Annotated in this window: 23 protein-coding genes and 1 tRNA gene; 16 read left to right on the top strand and 8 right to left on the bottom strand. The window is 72.3% G+C overall.

Going from position 1 to position 18,597, the window contains the following annotated elements; all coding sequences use genetic code 11:
* Nucleotides 1–37: 37 nt before the first annotated feature.
* From ACZ52J_RS26775 to ACZ52J_RS26835, 13 genes are all read left to right on the top strand, one after another.
* On the top strand, nt 38–487 hold the full coding sequence (locus tag ACZ52J_RS26775) for a hypothetical protein (protein ID WP_465622335.1): 450 nt from the start codon (nt 38–40) through the stop codon (nt 485–487).
* A gap of 66 nt (nt 488–553) precedes the next feature.
* Entirely contained in the window at nt 554–856 is a 303-nt protein-coding gene (locus ACZ52J_RS26780; RefSeq protein ID WP_465622337.1) for a hypothetical protein, read from the top strand.
* A 159-nt stretch (nt 857–1,015) separates the two neighbouring features.
* The gene (locus tag ACZ52J_RS26785) at nt 1,016–3,214 is read left to right on the top strand and encodes a cell division protein FtsK (protein WP_465622339.1); all 2,199 of its coding nucleotides are present in this window, start codon (nt 1,016–1,018) and stop codon (nt 3,212–3,214) included.
* 150 nt (nt 3,215–3,364) lie between these two features.
* Nucleotides 3,365–3,619, top strand: coding sequence for a hypothetical protein (locus tag ACZ52J_RS26790; RefSeq protein WP_465622341.1), 255 nt, complete (start codon nt 3,365–3,367; stop codon nt 3,617–3,619).
* 50 nt (nt 3,620–3,669) lie between these two features.
* On the top strand, nt 3,670–3,858 hold the full coding sequence (locus ACZ52J_RS26795) for a hypothetical protein (RefSeq protein WP_465622343.1): 189 nt from the start codon (nt 3,670–3,672) through the stop codon (nt 3,856–3,858).
* 13 nt (nt 3,859–3,871) lie between these two features.
* Nucleotides 3,872–4,084 carry a hypothetical protein gene (locus tag ACZ52J_RS26800; protein ID WP_465622345.1) on the top strand — a complete coding sequence of 71 codons (213 nt, stop codon included), beginning with the start codon at nt 3,872–3,874 and terminating at the stop codon, nt 4,082–4,084.
* On the top strand, nt 4,081–4,362 hold the full coding sequence (locus ACZ52J_RS26805) for a hypothetical protein (protein WP_465622346.1): 282 nt from the start codon (nt 4,081–4,083) through the stop codon (nt 4,360–4,362). Before ACZ52J_RS26800 ends, ACZ52J_RS26805 begins: the two co-directional genes overlap by 4 nt.
* Nucleotides 4,352–5,344: a DNA cytosine methyltransferase gene (locus ACZ52J_RS26810; RefSeq protein ID WP_465622348.1), complete on the top strand. Its 993-nt coding sequence runs from the start codon at nt 4,352–4,354 to the stop codon at nt 5,342–5,344. Before ACZ52J_RS26805 ends, ACZ52J_RS26810 begins: the two co-directional genes overlap by 11 nt.
* Nucleotides 5,345–5,359: 15 nt before the next feature.
* Complete coding sequence (locus ACZ52J_RS26815; RefSeq protein ID WP_465622349.1) at nt 5,360–5,545, top strand: hypothetical protein; 186 nt, start codon at nt 5,360–5,362, stop codon at nt 5,543–5,545.
* 85 nt (nt 5,546–5,630) lie between these two features.
* Complete coding sequence (locus ACZ52J_RS26820; RefSeq protein WP_465622351.1) at nt 5,631–6,485, top strand: bifunctional DNA primase/polymerase; 855 nt, start codon at nt 5,631–5,633, stop codon at nt 6,483–6,485.
* Nucleotides 6,486–6,487: 2 nt separating this feature from the next.
* The gene (locus ACZ52J_RS26825; protein ID WP_465622353.1) at nt 6,488–7,960 is read left to right on the top strand and encodes an ATP-binding protein; all 1,473 of its coding nucleotides are present in this window, start codon (nt 6,488–6,490) and stop codon (nt 7,958–7,960) included.
* A gap of 438 nt (nt 7,961–8,398) precedes the next feature.
* Entirely contained in the window at nt 8,399–8,632 is a 234-nt protein-coding gene (locus tag ACZ52J_RS26830) for a helix-turn-helix domain-containing protein (protein WP_465622355.1), read from the top strand.
* 13 nt (nt 8,633–8,645) lie between these two features.
* Nucleotides 8,646–9,908, top strand: coding sequence for a tyrosine-type recombinase/integrase (locus ACZ52J_RS26835; RefSeq protein ID WP_465622356.1), 1,263 nt, complete (start codon nt 8,646–8,648; stop codon nt 9,906–9,908).
* An 85-nt stretch (nt 9,909–9,993) separates the two neighbouring features.
* Here the strand turns inward: ACZ52J_RS26835 and ACZ52J_RS26840 are convergent.
* The 4 genes from ACZ52J_RS26840 to ACZ52J_RS26855 form a co-directional block, all read right to left on the bottom strand.
* Nucleotides 9,994–10,083, bottom strand: a tRNA-Ser gene (locus tag ACZ52J_RS26840).
* 93 nt (nt 10,084–10,176) lie between these two features.
* Nucleotides 10,177–10,704 carry a tRNA adenosine(34) deaminase TadA gene (gene tadA, locus ACZ52J_RS26845; RefSeq protein ID WP_396287917.1) on the bottom strand — a complete coding sequence of 176 codons (528 nt, stop codon included), beginning with the start codon at nt 10,702–10,704 and terminating at the stop codon, nt 10,177–10,179.
* A gap of 26 nt (nt 10,705–10,730) precedes the next feature.
* Complete coding sequence (locus ACZ52J_RS26850) at nt 10,731–11,288, bottom strand: tRNA adenosine deaminase-associated protein (RefSeq protein ID WP_360496463.1); 558 nt, start codon at nt 11,286–11,288, stop codon at nt 10,731–10,733.
* Between the two features lie 319 nt (nt 11,289–11,607).
* Entirely contained in the window at nt 11,608–11,844 is a 237-nt protein-coding gene (locus ACZ52J_RS26855; RefSeq protein ID WP_360496460.1) for a hypothetical protein, read from the bottom strand.
* A gap of 211 nt (nt 11,845–12,055) precedes the next feature.
* Here ACZ52J_RS26855 and upp point away from each other — a divergent pair, with 211 nt between their 5' ends.
* Nucleotides 12,056–12,691, top strand: coding sequence for a uracil phosphoribosyltransferase (gene upp, locus ACZ52J_RS26860; protein WP_360496457.1), 636 nt, complete (start codon nt 12,056–12,058; stop codon nt 12,689–12,691).
* 88 nt (nt 12,692–12,779) lie between these two features.
* On the opposite strand, the gene ACZ52J_RS26865 is transcribed toward upp, so the two are convergent.
* A complete protein-coding gene (locus tag ACZ52J_RS26865) occupies nt 12,780–13,469 on the bottom strand; it encodes a LytR C-terminal domain-containing protein (RefSeq protein ID WP_360496454.1) in 690 nt (229 codons plus the stop codon).
* A gap of 266 nt (nt 13,470–13,735) precedes the next feature.
* Nucleotides 13,736–14,032, bottom strand: coding sequence for a type II toxin-antitoxin system VapB family antitoxin (locus ACZ52J_RS26870; protein ID WP_030061387.1), 297 nt, complete (start codon nt 14,030–14,032; stop codon nt 13,736–13,738).
* Nucleotides 14,033–14,245: 213 nt separating this feature from the next.
* Here ACZ52J_RS26870 and ACZ52J_RS26875 point away from each other — a divergent pair, with 213 nt between their 5' ends.
* A complete protein-coding gene (locus tag ACZ52J_RS26875; protein ID WP_465622358.1) occupies nt 14,246–15,844 on the top strand; it encodes a helicase HerA-like domain-containing protein in 1,599 nt (532 codons plus the stop codon).
* Nucleotides 15,845–15,918: 74 nt separating this feature from the next.
* Here the strand turns inward: ACZ52J_RS26875 and ACZ52J_RS26880 are convergent, their stop codons facing one another.
* Entirely contained in the window at nt 15,919–17,085 is a 1,167-nt protein-coding gene (locus ACZ52J_RS26880) for a hypothetical protein (protein ID WP_465622359.1), read from the bottom strand.
* 107 nt (nt 17,086–17,192) lie between these two features.
* Nucleotides 17,193–17,858: a rhomboid family intramembrane serine protease gene (locus ACZ52J_RS26885; RefSeq protein WP_465622361.1), complete on the bottom strand. Its 666-nt coding sequence runs from the start codon at nt 17,856–17,858 to the stop codon at nt 17,193–17,195.
* Nucleotides 17,859–17,942: 84 nt separating this feature from the next.
* Here ACZ52J_RS26885 and ACZ52J_RS26890 point away from each other — a divergent pair, with 84 nt between their 5' ends.
* The gene (locus tag ACZ52J_RS26890) at nt 17,943–18,461 is read left to right on the top strand and encodes a YbhB/YbcL family Raf kinase inhibitor-like protein (RefSeq protein ID WP_465622363.1); all 519 of its coding nucleotides are present in this window, start codon (nt 17,943–17,945) and stop codon (nt 18,459–18,461) included.
* The last annotated feature ends 136 nt before the right edge of the window (nt 18,462–18,597 follow it).

Consider the following 18,597-nt stretch of genomic DNA (forward strand, 5'->3'; position numbering starts at 1 on the left):
CCGACTCGCCCACACCACAGCCTTCTTGGAGCCTGCCATGACCAACGTCCGCGCTGCCCGCTTCGCCGCCGCCTACGCCCTCTTCCGCGCCGCCGCCGACGTCGCGGACCACTGGATCCAGACAGACCACCAGGCCTCGACCAAGGGCCACCACGACCACAACGACGGGCAGTCCAGCGCGGCCGGCCGCCGCGCTTGTGCCGCCCACGTCGCCGCCTACACCGCCACGCAGGCCGCCGCCCTGCTGGTCGGCGCCCGCCTGCTCGGCGTCCGCCTGCGGCCCGGTCCGACCGTCGCCGCGCTCGCCCTCTCCGCGACCACGCACTACATCGCCGACCGGCGCGAGCCCCTGCGCAAGCTCGCGGACGCCACCGGCAAGGGCCACTTCGTGCGCCTGGCCGACCACGGCATGAACGGCGCCTACGCCCTCGACCAGGCCTGGCACCACGCCTTCGAGACCGTCGCCGCCCTCATCGCCTCCGCCTGAACACCGCCCCACCAGCCACGCCGGGCCCACCGGGCCCGGCCCCACCTGATCAGAAGGAAAAGAACCATGGGCTTCTTCAGCCGCAAGAGCAGCAACGACAACAGCAACAACCACGGCTACGTCTCCGGCCGGAACGACCCGCCGCTGGACCTGACCGGCGGACGCGGCGGGCGCCGGGACTACCGGGCGGAGCACCGTGCTTCGTTCACCGAGGCGGAGTTGGAGCCGTACGCGCACTGCAAGGGCGGCCCCCTCTACGGCCTCAACCGCAACCCGGACGGCAGCCCGGAGACCATGCGCCAGCACATGCGCCGTGAGGCGGAGGAGCAGGCCCGCGAGGAGAAGGTGCGCCGCTGGGGCCGGGGCTGACCGGCCGAGGGGCGGCCGGGCCCCGCCGCTCCATCCCCTGACCACACCTGCCCTGCCCTGCCGCTAATCATCACCCCGGGACGGCCGCCCAGCCTGGCAGCGTCCGGCCGTCCCGGGGCCCCTTTCCGCACCACAAGCGCAGTGAGGAAGGAAGCCCCAGTGAACCACCACACCCCCGGCGACGACGCCGAGAACGAGCTGTTCGCCCGCCTGGCGGCGGAGATGGCCGAGGACGGCGTGGTCGACCTCGACAAGGCCCGCGCCGAACGCCGCCCCACCGCGACAGCCCTGGACGACGGCAGCGACGGGGACGACGACGGCCCGTCCGTCTACGTCGACCAGCCCGTCACGGTGCCGCTGCCGGTGCCGGAGGGCACCCGCCGCCCGATCCTCCCGGCGTGGCTGCTGTCCAAGGCCGAGCTGAAGACCCAACTCGCCTACACCGCCGGGCGGATGGGACACACGGCGGCCTACCACGCGATCCGCACCCCGCTCTACGCCGCCCGCCTCGCCGGGCGTGCCCCGCGCGGCACCGCCCGGGCCCTGACCTTCCTCGGCCGGTGGACCTCCGACGCCGAGGGGCAGCCGCTCCGCGCGGCGGCCGCCCGGCGCGAGGACGCCGAGCTGTACCTGAAGCTCACCCGCCAGCGCGACAACCGGGTCCGGCTGCGCTCCCTGATCACCCTGCTCGGCAGCGTTTTCGGCCTCACGGCGGTGGTGGTGTTGTGGGTGCTGACCAGCACCGCCACCCTGATGGCGCTGGCCTCCGCCGTGGTGCTCGCGTTGGGTGTCGCCGGGGCGCCAGCGGACGAACCGCTGATCGGCCGGGCGGTGGTCAAGGCCAAGGCGCCCAAGCTGACCTCGGACATGGTGGTGCGCGCGCTGGAGTCGCTGGGCATCGGCGGGATCACCTCCGCCAAGTCCAAGGGGTCTGGCATCACGTTCCCGGCGCCGATCATGCGCGACGGCCCGGGGTGGCGGGCGGACGTCGAGCTGCCGCACGGCGTCGAGGTCGCGGACGTGATGGGCAAGCGCGGTCAGCTCGCCTCGGGCCTGCGCCGCCCGCTCGGGACCGTGTGGCCGGAGCAGGCCCCGGGTGAGCACCCCGGCCGGATGGTGCTGTGGGTCGGGGACCAGGACATGGCCACGGCCAAGCAGCCCGCGTGGCCGCTCGCCCGAAAGGGCACGGTCGACCTGTTCGACCCGGTCGCGTTCGCCACCGACCAGCGCGGTGCCTGGGTGAACGTCACCCTGATGTTCATCGCGGGCGTGATCGGCGCCGTCCCGCGCATGGGCAAGACGTTCCTGCTCCGTCTGCTGCTGCTGATCGCCGCACTCGACCCCCGGGCCGAGCTGCACACCTACGATCTCAAGGGCACCGGTGACCTCGACCCGGTCGGCGAGAAGGTGAGCTACCGCCACCGGGCCGGTGACGACGACGAGGACATCGAGTACGCGATCGCCGACCTGCGGGAGCTGCGCGCCGAGCTGCGGCGGCGCACCAAGGTGATCCGGTCCCTGCCCCGGGACGTGTGCCCGGAGTCGAAGGTGACCAGCAAGCTCGCCGACAACAAGAGCTTGCGGTTGCACCCGATCGTCGTCGGGGCGGACGAGTGCCAGGTCTGGTTCGAAAACCCCAAGTATGGGGCCGAGTTCGAGGAGATCTGCACCGATCTGGTGAAGCGCGGCCCCGCCACGGGGATCGTGCTGCTGCTGGCCACCCAGCGCCCCGACGCCAAGTCCCTGCCCACGGGCATCAGCGCGAACGCGATCCTGCGGCTGTGTCTGAAGGTCATGGGACAGACGGAGAACGACATGGTCCTGGGCACCTCCGCCTACCGGCGCGGCGTGCGGGCCACCACGTTCACCCGATCCGACCGGGGCATCGCCTACTACATCGGCGGTGAGGGCGCCGACGCGCAGATCATTCGCTCGGTGTTCGTGGACGCCCCCGCCGCCGAGGCGATCGCCCAGCGCGGCCGGGAGGCCCGCGAGAGCGCCGGGCTGCTGACCGGCCACGCCGCCGGCGGCACCGACACCGCCCCCGCGACCGCGCCGCGCTTCGACCTGCTCGCCGACATCCTCGCCGTCATGGGACCGGACGAACCGAAGCTCTGGTCGGAGACGATCGCCGCCCGCCTCGCCGAACTCCGCGCCGACGCCTACGGCCCGTGGGGCGAACTGGAAGGCCGCGCGAAGGCCGACCAGATCGCCACCGCGCTCAAGCCCTACGGCATCACCACCGGCCAGGTCTGGGGCACCACCGACACCGGCAAGGGCGCCAACCGGCGCGGCGTCGAACGCGACCACATCACCAAGGCCATCACCGAGCGCGACAAGAAGCGCGACGCCGGATAGCCCCGGCGGGCCCCGAAACGGTCGCTAGGCCTAGCAAGCACCCTCGCTAGACCTAGCGACCCCGCTAGCGAACCGAACATGCCCTGATCAGGGGCCTAGCGGCTAGCGAACCCGCCGCTAGAGCCCCGGAAACCGCCCCCGGAGGCACCCATGACCCCCCTGATACTCGCCTCGCTGGCCGCCGCCATGTTCGCCGCGCTCTGTTACGCAGCGTTGTGTGCCGCGAGCCCGTTCGGCGACTGCCGCAAGTGCGACGGACTCGGCTTCCGGCTCACCAACGACCGGCGCGGCAAGCCCAAGCGCGGCAAGCACTGCCGCCGCTGCCGGGGCGTCGGCAAGCGCATCCGGGTGGGCCGCCACCTCTACAACGTCGCCCACCGCACCTGGACCGCCGGCACCAACTAGCCCCACCCCGCAGACCCCGCCCGCCCACCACTCAGCCCGGGAGAACCCGCATGAACGTGACCCTCTCCGTCGCCGCTGTCACCGGCCTGATCACCATCACCCTCGTATGGACCAAGCGCGTCGGCGCCGGCACCGCCCTCGTCGTCTGGCTGTCCGGCCTCACCGCCGCCTCCACCGGCCTGGCCGGGCCCGTCAACAACCTGCTCGCCGCTGTCGTCTCCGCCATCAGCAGCCACTGACCAGCGGCCCGCCATGACCACGCCCGCCGCGATCCGGCCGCTCGCCGCCGTCCACCTGCGCGAAGCCCTCACCGCCGCCGCCAACCACGAACCGGCCGCAGCCCTCGCCGCGCTCATGCACATCGACCCCCAGTCCTGGACCGCGATCGAGCAGCGCGCCGCGTTGCTCGGCACCGACCTGGTCGATCTCCTCGCCCACGCCGCCCGCACCGGAGGAACCACGTGAGCACCACCACCGACGCCATCACCGCCGCCGTCCTGTTCGGCCCCGGCGCCCTGCTCGGCGCCGCCGTCCTCATCAGCCAGCGCGGCGCCCGCACCGACTCCGCAGCCGTGCTGCAGGTCCTCGCCGAGTCCGCAGCCGAACGCGCCAACCGCACCGCCGAGCTGGAGAGCGCACCGCCGGACGGCGGCGAGGGCGCCCCAGCCCCGACCGCCGAGCAGCCCGCCCACCTCGCCACCGTCCACCAGTTCCCGAAGGGGCGGGTGCGGCGTGCGGCCTGACATCCCCACCGTCCCTCGGTGGCAGGGCGTGGACCTGTTCGCCGGCGTCGGCGGCCGCGACCTGCCCGCCCGCGCGCTCGGCATCCACGTGACCGGGATCGAGTGGAGCCCGGACGCGTGCGCCACCCGCCGCGCGGCCGGGCTCACCACCATCGAGGCGGACGTACGCCGCTACGGGCCCGGCGACTTCCCCGACGCCGACCTGTTGCTCGGCGGGCCGCCGTGCCAGCCGTTCAGTGCGGCGGGCACCGGCGCCGGCCGCCGGGCCCTGGCCGACATCGTCGCCCACGCCCACCGGCTCGCCGAGCGACAGACCGTCGCCCGCCACGGCCACAACCCCGTGGACGACCTGATCCGACTCGTCCTGGAACCGCTGCGCTGGGCGTTGGACGCCCTCGACGCCGGACGCCCGTTCGAGGCGATCGTGTTGGAGCAGGTCCCGGCCGTCCTGCCCGTCTGGAACACCTACGCCGCGATCCTGCGCGCCGAGGGCTACAGCGCCGTGGCGGGCACCGTGCGGGCCGAGCAGTACGGCGTCCCGCAGACCCGCAAACGCGCCGTCCTCATCGCCCGCAGCACCGGCACCGCCGCCCTGCCCGTGCCCACCCACCGGCCCTACACCAAGGGCACCCCCCGCACCGCCGGCGACCCGGCGCTGTCGCCGTGGACGGCCATGGGAGACGTCCTGCCCGAACGCGGCCCCTTCACGGTCGTCTCCAACTACGGCACCGGCGGCGACCCCAAGGCCCGAGGACGGCGCACCTCCGGCGAGCCGTCCGCCACCGTCACCGGCAAGGTCTCCCGCACCCGCGTCGTCTCCGACGACGGCACCGAGGACCGGTTCACCTGGGCCGAAGCCGGGCGCTTGCAGTCCTTCCCCGCCGACCACCCCTGGTCCGGCCGCGACATCGGCCAGCAGATCGGCAACGCCGTCCCGCCCCAGCTCGCCCACCACCTCATCACCGTCGCCATCGGCACCTGACGAAAGGCCACGCGCGTGTACGACGACTACGACCCGGACGAGTACGACACCGACAGCCTCGGGGACTGGCAGCCCGGCGAGTGCGACCACTGCGGCGGTGGCGAGCCGATCGAGACCCCGATCGGGCTCATCCACTGCGCCTGCCGGATCGGCCAGGGCGCCGACCCCGCCGACTGCATGTGCGGCCCTGACCAGGACTGACTTCGCCCGGAGCGGCCGGCCATCCCGGCCAGGAACCCCGGCCGCTCCGGTTCCCCCGCCCATCGAGACGAGGAGAACCCCCAGCATGACCCACCAGACCCACATCCGGGGAGAACACCTGCCCACCGCTCTCTCCTTGGCAGCCAGCGGAGTGCCCGTGCTGCCGTTGCGAGCCGGGAAGGTGCCGTTCGGCAACTGCCCGCGCTGCGTGGACAACGCGTGCGGCGGACGGCCGAACATGAAGACCCCCGGCCCCTGCAGCTGCACGCTGCCGTGCCACGGCTGGGCCGCCGCCACCACCGACCCCGACGTCATCAGCTCCCCGGCTTGGGCGCGGGCGTGGCGGGATGCGGCGGCGGTCGCCTACCACCCCGGCGGCGCCGGCCTGACCGTCGTCGACCTCGACAACGCCGACGCCATCACGTGGGCGCGCGGGGCCCTGCCCGCCACCCGGACCGTGTGCACCACGCGGGGTGAACACTGGCTCTACCGGGGCGCCATGTCCTCCGCCAACCGCGTGCGGCCCGGCGTGGACATCAAATCGACCATGGCGTACGCCCGGTGGCTCGGCCCCGGCACCGGCACCATGGCGGCCCTGCCGGACGTCGTTCGAGCCCTGGTCGTGAAGAAGCCCGCCCCGGTCCGGCCGGCGGCCGTTGCCGTGCCCGTCCCGCCCCGGGCCGGTGCGTGCCCCCACCGCACCCCGTCGTATCTGGCCCGGGGTATCGCCATGGCCGAGCAGCGGATCGCCGAAGCGTCCAGCGCGGTGCACGCCACCGTGTTCGGGGCGTTCCTCGCGGTGCTGTCCACGCACGGCCGGTGCGGCTGCCTCACCCAGGCCCACACGGAGCGGCTGTTCGTCGCCGCGCAGGCCCGGGGCGAGTCGCCGAGGCACTGCGCCGACGCGTGGACCAACGCCCTGACCAGGTTGGGGATGTAGCCGTGGCCGAGGACGAGAAGACTCCCGCCCGCGAGATCATCGCCGACTACGCGCAGACCCACTTCCGGTACTTCCGGACCGCCGACGGCACCGTGTACGCCCAGAAGACCGGCCACCCCGTGGCCCGGCCGATCCGCTCCCAGGGCACGACCGGCAGCCACCGCCAGGAACTCATGGTCGGCCTGTACCTGGACGGCGTCGGCGCCTTCAACGGAACCGCCCTCAAGGAGGCACTGGACTTGATCGAAGCACTCGCCCTGTCCGAGGAGGTGCAGCCCGTCCACATCCGCGTCGCCCCCGGGTTCGACGGGGCGACGTGGCTCGACCTCGGGCGCGCCGACGGCAAGTCCGTGCGCATCCACCCCACCGGCTGGGACATCACCGTCCCCGACCCGCGTGAGGTCTGCTGGCGGCGAACCCAGCTCACCGGAGAACTGCCGCTGCCCGTCAAGGACACCGACGGCAAGGGCGTCGACCTGCTGCTGCGGCTGACGAACTTCGCCAACGCCGCCACCGAGTGTCTGGCCCTCGCGTGGCTGATCGGCTGTCTCTCCCCGGGTGTGCCCGTCCCCGCCCCGTTCCTCACCGGCCCCCAAGGCGCGGGCAAGTCCACCGGCGGCCGAATGCTCGTGCGCATCATCGAGGGCATGAGCGGTGACCTGCGCCGGGCCCCGAAGGACGAGGAGAACCTGATCGCCGCCGTCGCGGCCGGATGGGTCACCGCCCTGGACAACCTCTCCCACATGACCCCGGACCTGTCCGACGCCATGTGCTGCATCGTCACCGGCGCCGAGAGCGTCAAGCGCGCCCTGTTCACCGACGGGGACGTCCACCGCTCCGCCTACCGCCGGCCCCTGCTCCTGACCGGCATCGACGTCGGCGTCATCCGGCCCGACCTCGCCGAACGCCTCCTCCCGTTGCGGCTGGAGCGGCCCCGCGTCCGCCGCACCGAGGCAGAACTGTGGGCCGAGTACGCCGAGGTGCTGCCCGTCGTCCTCGGGTCCCTGCTCGACCTCACGGTCACGGTCCGCGCCGCCGAGGCGGAGACGCCCACCGATCTGCGGATGGCCGACTTCGCCCACCTGTGCGCGCAGCTCGACGCGGCGACCAACCTCGGGGCGCTGGCCGCCTACCGGGCCAGCCTGGACGACCTCAACGACGACGTCATCGAGGGCGATCTCCTCGCGCAAACCGTCCTCAAGCACGCCGAGACCATCGAGCCCGGCACCGCGCAGCGCATGACGTCCACCCAGTGGCTGAGCCACCTGAGCCGCATCTACAGCGGCGACGAACTCCGCTCCCTGCCCAAGGGGTGGCCGACCACCGGCAAAGTCCTCTCCGACCGCCTCAAGCGCCTTCAGCCAACGCTCGCGGCCCGAGGCGTCCTCATCGACACCGGCCGCACCTTCGAAGGCCGCTACCTCGAAATGGCCCGACCCGCCCCGTCCCCGCACGAACAGCTTCAGGTGACCTGACCACCGTTCGAACAAGCAAGAGGAGCACCCGCCTGCCCGCCCGGGTGCTCCTCTTGCAGTTCGGCGAAGCCGCCCGAGGTCGCGCCGCGAAGCGGCTCCTAACTTCGCCCTTGGGTGACTCCTACTGCTACAGACACCCCTCCTTTTTCCTAAGTAGGGAGACTCTGCGTCATGTGCGTCATGCGGGAGGGAAAACAGCCCCTGACCTGCTCTGACGGCCATGACGCAGACGACGGACGCTGCGTCATCCTGCGTCATGTGCGTCATGCGATGACGCAGCCCATGACGCACCCATGACGCAGGCCACGGGCGGTGCGTCATGCAAAGCCCCAGGTCAGAGGGCCGCATGACGCTGATGACGCAATGACGCAGAAATCCGCACCTAGGACAGCGCGCCCGGACCCCGCCACCCGCTCCCCTCGCCAAGGAGTAGCCGCCATGACCACCACCGCCCCCGAGGACATCCCCGACCACGACCGCACCCTTGTCGCCCTCAAGGTCGAAGAGGCTGCCCGCCGGCTCAGCATCGGCCGCACCACCATGTACGCCCTGATCCGCGACGGCGAGATCGAGACCATCCCGATCGGCCGGGCCCGCCGTGTGCCGGCCGAAGCCGTCGTTGAGTTCGCCCGCAACCGCATGCGGAAGACCACCACCCCTATCGCAGCCTGAGGAGGCAGCACCCTTGGCGACCCGTCAGCCGAACGGAGCATCCAGCATCTACCAGGACAAGGACGGCAAGTGGCACGGCCGCGTGACCGTCGGTGTCAAGGACGACGGCACGCCGGACCGCCGGCACGTCCGGGGGAAGACCCGGGCGGAGGTGACCAAGAAGGTTCGGGAACTGGAGAGGAAGCGGGACGACGGCAACGTCCCGAAGGCCGGGAAGAAGTGGACCGTCGCGGCCTGGCTCACCCACTGGGTGGAGAACATCGCCGCGCTGCACGTCCGGCCGAACACGCTCGCCGGGTACCGGGTGGCTGTGAACGTCCACCTGATCCCCGGGGTCGGTGCCCACCGGCTGGAGAAGCTGGAGCCGGAGCACCTGGAGCGGCTCTACAAGAAGATGCAGGCCAACGGCAGCAAGCCTGCCACCGCCCACCAGGCGCACCGCACCATCCGGACGGCGCTCAATCAGGCGATCCGGCGCGGGCACCTCACCCGCAACGTCGCCTCGCTGGCCATCGCACCCAAGGTGGAGGAAGAGGAGGTCGAGCCGTACGAGGTGGAGGAGGTTCAGGCACTCCTCTTGGAGGCGGGGAAGAACCGGAACAGCGGCCGGTGGGCGATCGCGTTGGCGCTCGGCCTGCGGCAGGGTGAAGCGCTCGGACTCCAGTGGCGCGATGTCGACCTAGAGACGGGCACCTTGCGCGTCCGGCAGGCCCGACAGCGACCGAAGTACAAGCACGGCTGTTCGGACCCGTGCGGTCGCAAGCACGCCGGCCGGTGCCCGGAGAGGGTCCAGACGAACGCGGACGCCGCGCTCACGAAGTCGAAGGCGGGCAAGCGGCTGATCGGCCTGCCGGACCAGCTGGTGAAGCTGCTCAGGCTCCACAAGGAGGAGCAGGACCGGGAGCGCCTGGCCGCTCGTCAGGAGTGGGTGGAGGGCGGATGGGTGTTCGCCTCGGAGACCGGACACCCGCTCATCCCCCGGACTGACTGGGACCGGTGGAAGGAGCTGCTCGTGGCCGCCGGCATCCGGGACGGGCGCCTTCATGACGCTCGTCACACCGCCGGGACGATCCTGCTCCTGCTCGGCGTGCCCCCGCGGACCGTGATGGCGATCATGGGGTGGTCCAGCTCTGCCATGGCGGAGCGGTACCAGCACGTGACGGCCCGGATCCGCCGGGACGTGGCGATGCAGATCGGCGGCCTCATCTGGGAGGTGGCCAAGGAGTCCACCGACGGCGAGCAGGGCGACCCCGACGGCACGGAGCAGGCCGCCTAGCGGGTGAACTGAGACCAAAACTGAGACCGGCACGACGAAGGGCACCCCCGAAATTTCGGGGGTGCCCTTCGTTTTTCCTGCTCAGTGGCGGTAGCGGTGGGATTCGAACCCACGGTGGAGTTGCCCCCACACACGCTTTCGAGGCGTGCTCCTTTGGCCGCTCGGACACGCTACCGAGGGGAACTCTACCGGACGGGTGGCTCGGGGACGAAATCCTTCTCGGAGGGCTGTCGGCGGGCGCCGGGAGGGTGTTCGGCCGGGAGGGGGTTCAGCGGTGGGTGTCGAAGAACGCCCGCAGCTGCTCGCCGCACTCCTCGGCGAGGACGCCCCAGATCACCTCGGGGCGGTGGTTGAGCCGGCGGTCGCGCATCACGTCGAAGAGCGAGCCGGCCGCGCCGGCCTTCTCGTCGAGGGCGCCGTAGACCACCCGGTCGATCCGCGAGAGCACGATGGCGCCGGCGCACATCGTGCACGGCTCCAGGGTGACGACCAGGGTGCAGCCGGAGAGCCGCCATTCTCCGATCTTGGCGGCTGCCTGCCGGATCGCGACCACCTCGGCGTGCGCCGTCGGGTCGCCGACCGCCTCGCGCTCGTTGTGGCCGCGTCCGATCACCTCGCCGTCCGGGCCCAGGACGAGCGCCCCGACCGGGACGTCCCCGGTGGCCGGCGCCAGGGCGGCCTCGGCCATGGCGAGGCGCATCGGCGCCGACCAGCGGTCGCGGACCGGGTCGGGGCGGACGGGGGCGGGCAACGGGGGGACGTACGGGACGGGCTGCGCGGTGGATGCGGGCTGCATGGCATCCAGTGTCGGGTATCCGGCCGCTACCGGACGGCCTCCAGGACCTCACCGCAGCCCAGGGCCTCGGCGATCTGCTCCAGTGCGTCGCCCGGCACCGCGCCCTCGCCGCTGAGGGAGAGCAGCTCGTCGGAGGCCAGGCCGAACTCGGTGAGCAGGTGGGCGTCGCCCAGCGGGCCGACCGGGACGCCGCCGTGCGGCTCGGCGTCCTCGTCGTCCAGGTCCTGGGTCTCCTCGTCCTCGTCCAGCAGGTGGTCCAGGTCGCCGAACTCGCTCTCGCCGGCCTGGTCGACCAGTTCGTCGGTGAGGACGGAGCCGTAGGAGCTGCGGGCGGCGGCGGCGCCGTCCGACACGAAGATCCGCGGGTCGTCCTCACCGTCCACGCGGACGATGGCGAACCAGGAGTCCTCCTGTTCGATGAAGATCAGGACGCTGTCGTCGTCCTGCGTGGAGTCGCGGGCCAGGTCGGCCAGATCGGCCAGGGATTCGACGGTGTCGAGCTCGGTCTCGCTCACATCCCACCCGTCCTCGGAGCGAGCAAGCACTGCAGCGAAGTACGCCACCAGGGACACTCCCAAGATCATCGGTCTCGGCTGTCGGCGCGCTCGGGCAACGCGGAAAACTGGCCGCCCCCGCGCCAGAGGCGGCCCGCTTGTTCGGACCGTCCCCTCGGAATCGTGACAGAAAGCCCGCCCTTGCGGGGGGTGTTCGGCAGCGCGTCTTTGCAGGTCGTGTCGGAAGGGCCGGGCCGCGGAGGGCGGAGTCGCGCCGGGGCGGTCCGAAGCCGGTCGAAATTTGCTCCGAACGCCCGCCGGGGCCGATCGCGGCCTGCCGTGGGGCCAGCCGTGGGGCCAGCCGTGGAGCGCGCCGTGGACCTCGCCGCGGACCCCGCCCGGAGGCCCGTCAGATCCGGAAAGTTCGCATCCGCATGGCCTCGCGCATCCGCCGTTCCTTGGTCCGCCGGGGCTGGACCCGCTCCCGCAGTTCGCGCGCCTCGGTGAGCTCGCGCAGGAAGACGGCCCGCCGCTTGCGGCGCTCCGCCTCGGTCTCCGGAGGGTCGTGCGGCGGGCCCGGGCTCGGACCCGCCCCGCCGACGGGCTCGCCCGCCGAGCCGTCCCCGGCCTTCGGGTTGCTCGTCATAAGACGTGACATTCCCAGAACGGCCCGGTTGATACCACAGCAGACGCATCCGTCCGGACATTCGCCCTGCGTCACGGCGTGTCACGGCGGGGTGACCCGGCCCGTCGCCCGGTCCGTCAGCCGGCTCGTCACCCGGCCCGTCACCAGGTCCGATGCCCCGGCCGGGCACGGCGTGTCGTACAGGCGTCCAGACCCGGGCTAACCTCGGTACATGCGTCTCCACGTCGTCGACCACCCCCTGGTCGCCCACAAGCTCTCCACCCTGCGCGACGAGCGCACCGACTCGCCGACCTTCCGTCGCCTGACCGACGAGCTGGTGACCCTCCTCGCCTACGAGGCCACCCGGGACGTCCGCACCGACGAGGTGGAGATCACCACGCCCGTGGCGGTCACCCACGGCACCCGGCTCAGCTACCCGCGCCCGCTGGTGGTGCCGATCCTGCGGGCCGGTCTGGGCATGCTGGACGGGATGACCCGCCTGCTGCCGACCGCCGAGGTGGGCTTCCTCGGCATGGTGCGTAACGAGGAGACCCTGGAGGCCTCCACCTACGCCACCCGGATGCCGGACGACCTCTCCGGCCGCCAGGTCTACGTGCTCGACCCGATGCTGGCCACCGGCGGCACCCTGGTCGCCGCGATCAAGATGCTGATCGAGCGCGGCGCCACCGACGTCACCGCCGTGGTGCTGCTGGCCGCCCCCGAGGGCGTCGAGCTGATGCAGCGGGAGCTGGCGGACCTGCCGGTCACCGTGGTCACCGCCGCACTGGACGAGCGGCTCAACGAGAACGGCTACATCGTCCCCGGCCTCGGCGACGCGGGCGACCGGCTGTACGGCACCGCGGGCTGAGCCCCTCAGGAACAGCAGGAACAGAACGACGAGGGCCCTCCGGCGTGCTGCCGGAGGGCCCTTCCGTTCGTGCCGTTCGTACCGGGTGTCAGCAACTGCCGTTCGCGGTCGGGGTGGGGGAGGGCTTGGTGGCCAGGGCGAGGGCGGCGGCCGCCTGGGTCTCGTCCAGCAGGGCGTTGTAGCTGTCGCCGATCACGAAGTCCACGCTGGTGTCGGTGCGGGCGTCGGCGGTGACGGTGGCTCCGGCGATCTGCGAGCCGACCAGGGTGCCGGCTCCGGCGCCGGTCGGGCCGGCGATCACCTGGGCGGTGCCGGGCACCTTCTTGTCCAGCTCGGCCGGGGCGTTGCCGACCTTGCCGATGGTGAAGCCGCGCTTCTTGAACTCCTCGGCGGTCCGCCCGGCCAGACCGGCCTTGGTGGTGGCGTTGTAGATGTTCACGGTGACCGTGGCGGGCTGCGGGACGGCGTGCGGGTCGCCCTGGGCGGCGGCGGGCGCGCCGGAGGCGGCGGGGGCGCCCGGGGTGGCGCCCGGCGTGGGGGCGGCCAGCGGCTTGCCGGACGCGGTCGCGCAGGCCTGGGCGGAGGAGTTCTTGTTCCTGCCCGTGAAGATGTCGTACAGCTGCAGGCCGCCGAGGGCGATCAGGGCCAGGGCGAGCAGACCGGCGAGTGCGGCGATCACCTTGCGGCTCTTCTTCGGGGGCCGGCCAAGCCGCGGGTAGGAGTTGCCGGTGATGCGGTACTGCTTCCCCTTGAGGCCTTGGGGAGTCAACATGCTCATGGTTTGTCTCCCCCTTGTACCGGGGCGGGGTCGGGATGACGGTCGGCCGGGTAGGGGCATCTCCCGGTGCGGGCGGATTCCCTGGTCGCGGCCGTAGTCAGCAGCGTAGTGCCGTACAGCTGCGAAGGTACTAAACGATCATCATCTGGAGTACCCCGGTACCCGAAAGGGGGTACCGGGCACACGTGGACCGCCCTCCGCCGGGGTGGCGAGGGGGCGGTCGGGAAGCCTGCGGTGGATGGGACGAGCCCGGTGCCGGCGGCCCGTCACTCCATTTCGAGGACGCGGGCGTGCAGCACCTGGCGCTGCTGCAGCGCGGCCCGTACGGCCCGGTGCAGCCCGTCCTCCAGGTAGAGGTCGCCGTGCCACTTCACCACGTGGGCGAAGAGGTCCCCGTAGAAGGTCGAGTCCTCGGCCAGCAGGGTTTCGAGGTCGAGTTGGCCCTTGGTGGTCACCAGCTGGTCGAGCCGCACCGGACGCGGGGCGACGTCAGCCCACTGTCGGGTGCTCGTCCGGCCGTGATCCGGGTACGGCCGCCCATTGCCGATGCGCTTGAAGATCACACGGAAAGCCTACCGTTTGGGCGGCGAATGGCGCAGCAGCCGCGACGGTGCCACGCGCGCCGGTGTGAACTGCGGGTGGATGAATGCGGCTGTTTGATGGGAAATGTCGCGAACATCGGCCCGGTACCGATCGGGTCCGGTTCCGGCGCCGAAGCGTTCCGACGCGTTTTGATGCGTTCCGACGCGTTCCGATCCGCCCGGGAGTGTGCACCGATGTCCTCCGCCCCCACCCCCCAGGCCGTCCGGGAGATCGCCGACGGGTACGCCTTCACCGGGCCCGCCCTCGACCTCGGTGCGGTGCTGCTGGACGGCACCGTCTACGCGGACGCCCAGGTGCGCATCCCGCTGGGCGTGCTCAACCGGCACGGACTGGTCGCCGGGGCCACCGGCACCGGCAAGACCAAGACCCTGCAGCTGATCGCCGAGCAACTCTCCGGACAGGGCGTGCCGGTGTTCCTGGCCGACATCAAGGGGGACGTCTCCGGCGTCGCCGCGCCCGGCACGCCGAGCGAGCGCACCAGCGCCCGGGCCGCCGAGGTCGGCCAGCAGTGGGCCGCGCAGGGCTGCCCGGCCGAGTTCTACTCGCTCGGCGGGCAGGGCGCGGGCATCCCGATCCGGGCCACCGTCACCAGCTTCGGACCGCTGCTGCTGTCCAAGGTGCTCGACCTGAACGAGACCCAGGAGTCCTCGCTCAGCCTGGTGTTCCACTACGCCGACAGCAAGGGTCTGGAACTCTACGACCTCAAGGACCTGACCGCGGTGATCGCCTTCCTCGCCTCGCCCGAGGGCAAGGAGGAGCTGAAGACCATCGGCGGCCTCTCGGCGGCCACCGCCGGGGTGATCCTGCGCGCGCTCACCGTGCTGGAGAACGAGGGCGCCGGGGCGTTCTTCGGCGAGCCCGAGTTCGACACCGCCGAACTGCTGCGGACCGCGTCGGACGGCCGGGGCGTGGTCTCGGTGCTGGAACTGCCCGCCGTGCAGGACCGGCCGCGGCTGTTCTCCACCTTCCTGATGTGGATGCTCGCCGACCTCTACCAGGAGCTTCCCGAGGTCGGCGACCTCGACAAGCCCGAACTGGTGTTCTTCTTCGACGAGGCGCACCTGCTGTTCAAGGGCGCCTCCAAGGCCTTCCTGGAGGCGATCACCCAGACCGTGCGGCTGATCAGGTCCAAGGGCATCGGCATCTTCTTCGTGACCCAGACGCCACGGGACGTCCCGTCCGACGTGCTGGCGCAGTTGGGCAACCGGGTGCAGCACGCGCTGCGCGCCTTCACCCCGGACGACGCCAAGGCGCTCAAGGCCACCGTCTCGACCTTCCCGCACTCCTCGTACGACCTCGGCGAGGTCCTGACCTCGCTCGGCACCGGCGAGGCGGTGGTGACCGTCCTGTCCGAGAAGGGCGCGCCGACACCCGTCGCGGCGACCAGGCTGCGGGCGCCGCAGTCGCTGATGGGGCCGATCGAGGCGGAGGCGCTGCGGACGGCCGTGGACGCCTCGCCGCTGACGGCGCGCTACCGGGACGCGATCGACCGGGAGTCGGCGTACGAGAAGCTCGCGGCGCGGGCACCCCGGCCGGAGGCGGCGCCGACTCCGGTGCCGACGGAGGGGGCCCCGGAGCCGACTTCGGAGCCGGCTTCGGAGCCGGCTTCGGAGCGGCGGGAGTCCCGGGAGGCGCAGAAGGAAGGTGTGGGTGGGCTGCTCGGGTCGCTGCTGAGCAATCCGACGGTGAAGTCCTTCGCGCGCTCGGCCGGACGGCAGCTCGGGCAGGAGATCTCGCGCAGCCTGTTCGGGACGTCCAAGCGGCGGCGGTGACGCCCCGGCCGGAGTGGACGGATGGCGGTGGGGACGGCGGTGACGGCGGTGGCGGCGACGGTGGTGGCGGTGGTTCAGCCGGAGAGCGCGGCGCCGATCCGGTCCAGGGAGGACAGGCGCATCAGGCCGTAGTGGTGGAACTCGACCTCGGGGACGCCGAGTTCGCGCAGGGTGGCGATCTTGGCGGCGAGGTTCTCCGGGCCGTCGCAGTCGGAGGACATCGGGCGCAGGATCACCGCCATGTCCCGTGGGCGGACACCGTGCAGAGCGAAGGCGGCGATCTTCTCCCGGACGGCCTCCGGCGTCCTGGCGTAGCCGAGCGTCTCGATCTGGTCGGCGGCCCTGGCGAGGGCGGGCAGGTCGATCCCGGAGAGCCAGCCCTTTCCGGGGCCGCCGCCGTCCATGAAGCTCAGCCGCATGCCGTGGCGCCGGGCCTGCTCGGACAGGTCGGCGGCCAGCGAGGTGACGGTGGCGGCGGAGGCGTCCACGTACGCGGCGAAGGCGCCGTCGGCGAGGGCGCTCAGGTCGGCGGGCTCGGCGGCGGCGGACTCGTCGGCCAGCCGGCGACGCACTTCGGCGCGGACGGCCCCGGCCGCCTCCTCGGCCGGGACGCCGGCGGCGGTGGCGGCGGCGCGGCAGTGCGGGCAGAAGCAGACCCCGAGCAGGGCCTCGGCGGTCGGGCCCAGCTCCTCGAAGTAGCGCTCGTGGTGGTAGCCGTGGCGCAGCCCGTGGAAGTGCAGCGACTCGGCGCGGATCGCGTCCACGCCGTACCGGGCCAGCTCGGCGACCAGGGTCAGCGCGTACGCGCGGACCTCCGGGTGGGCCGGGCAGAGCTCGGTGAGGTGGCGGTCGCCGAAGGCGTTGGCCGGGGCGCAGTCGGGGTGGGCGAAGCCGAGCCGGTCGTTGTGGCAGAACACCGTCCAGGCGTGCAGCTTCAGCCCCCGGCGGCGGGCCTCGTCGGCGGCCTCGGCGAAGGGGTCGCGCCCGCCGATGGCGGTGGAGGGCGTGGGCGCCAGGCGGCGGCCCCGCCAGGCGGCCGGGTCGGGACGGAAGTACGCCGCGCCCGGCTCCAGGTAGCGGACCACCCGGTGGGGGTTGTGCGGGAAGACGTCGCGGGCCCCGTGGTAGACCGAGGCGAGGGTGACGCCGCCGACCCCGGCGCGGTCGGTGAGGTTGCCGAAGAAGGCGTCGGCGCCCTCGTCGAGCAGGTCGGTGGCGAAGGCGAGGACGGACGACTCCACGGTGCGGCTCCGGGGCTGGGGGCAGGTGCGCTGTTCACGCCGCTGTTCACGCTAGCCGCAGGGGTGGGGTTGGTCTAGACCTGACCGGGGGAGTCGTGGAGGGGGCCTCAGAGGCCGAGGTCGTCCAGCTCCTTGAGCAGGGCGGACCTGGAGTCGGCCGGGGCGCCGGGCTTCGCGGCGGGCGCGGGCTTCGGCTGCGCCGCCCGGTTGCGGAGCAGGACGGCGGCGGCCAGTCCGCCGATCAGCCCGCCCAGGTGGCCCAGCCAGCTGATGTGCTCGTCGAGCGGCAGCACGCCGAGCAGCAGGCTCGAATAGAGGACGGCGACCACGATGCCGACCACCGCGTCCAGCACCTTGCGGTCGAGGACCCCGCGCAGCACCACGTAGCCGAGGTAGCCGTAGACCATGCCGCTCGCGCCGACCGTCACGGTGTTCGGGCGCTCCAGCAGCCAGATCGTCAGCCCGCCGGACACCGTGATCACGAGGCTGGCCAACAGGAACGTCCGCAGGCCGCGGTAGGCGGCCAGGAAGCCGAGCACGAACAGCGGCCAGGAGTTGGCCTCGATGTGATCCCAGCTGCCGTGCAGGAACGGCATGGTGAACATCTCGGGCAGATCGCCCAACTGCCCGGTGCGCAGGCCGTAGTCCCTCGACAGCCCGTAGTCGTCCAGCCAGTTCACCACCTGTACCGACCAGATGACGACCTGGAGTCCGAGCATCGTGAACAGCGCGCGGCGAGAGTCCGAGAACAACTGGGCGATTTTGGCGGCCATACGTCGACTCTAGGGGCGGCCGGATCGGACGTGCACCCCATTACAGTGACTCGTGTCATTCCGATCGTGAGAGGTGACCACCCCATGAGCAAGCGCCCGCCGCTGCCGTACGAGTTCCTGCCGCAGGTACCGTCCTTCGAACTGAGCAGTCAGGACTTCACCGAAGGCGGCACGCTGGCCCGGGAGTTCATCCACGCCGGCGGCAACCTCTCGCCGCAGCTGGCCTGGTCGGGCCTGCCGGCGGGCACCCGGAGCATCGCCGTCACCTGCTACGACCCCGACGCGCCCACCGGCTCCGGCTGGTGGCACTGGCTCGCCCTCAACCTGCCCGCCGACACCGCCGAACTGCCGCGCGGCGCCGGCGCCTCGGACGGCAGCCTGCCCGGCGCGGCCTCCTTCCACGGCCGCAACGACTTCCCGGGCAACAAGTACGACGGTGCCGCCCCGCCGCCCGGCGCCCCGCACCGCTACGTCTTCGCCGTGCACGCCCTGGACGTGGAGAAGCTGGACGTCGCCGCCGACACCCCGCCGGCGCAGGTCGGCTTCCACATCACCTTCCACACCCTCGGCCGGGCGCTGCTGACCGGTGAGTACGGGGTCTGAGCATGGCCGCCGGCCGATCGTCCGGTCGAGGTCCGGCGGCTGCCCGAGGACGAGTGGCGGGCCGGCCGCCGGGCCCTGACCTGCCCGGTCGACCCGGACGGGGAGCCGGCCGTCGAGCCGAGGAGCTGACGGACGG

The organism is Kitasatospora sp. NPDC034035 (assembly GCF_055575755.1).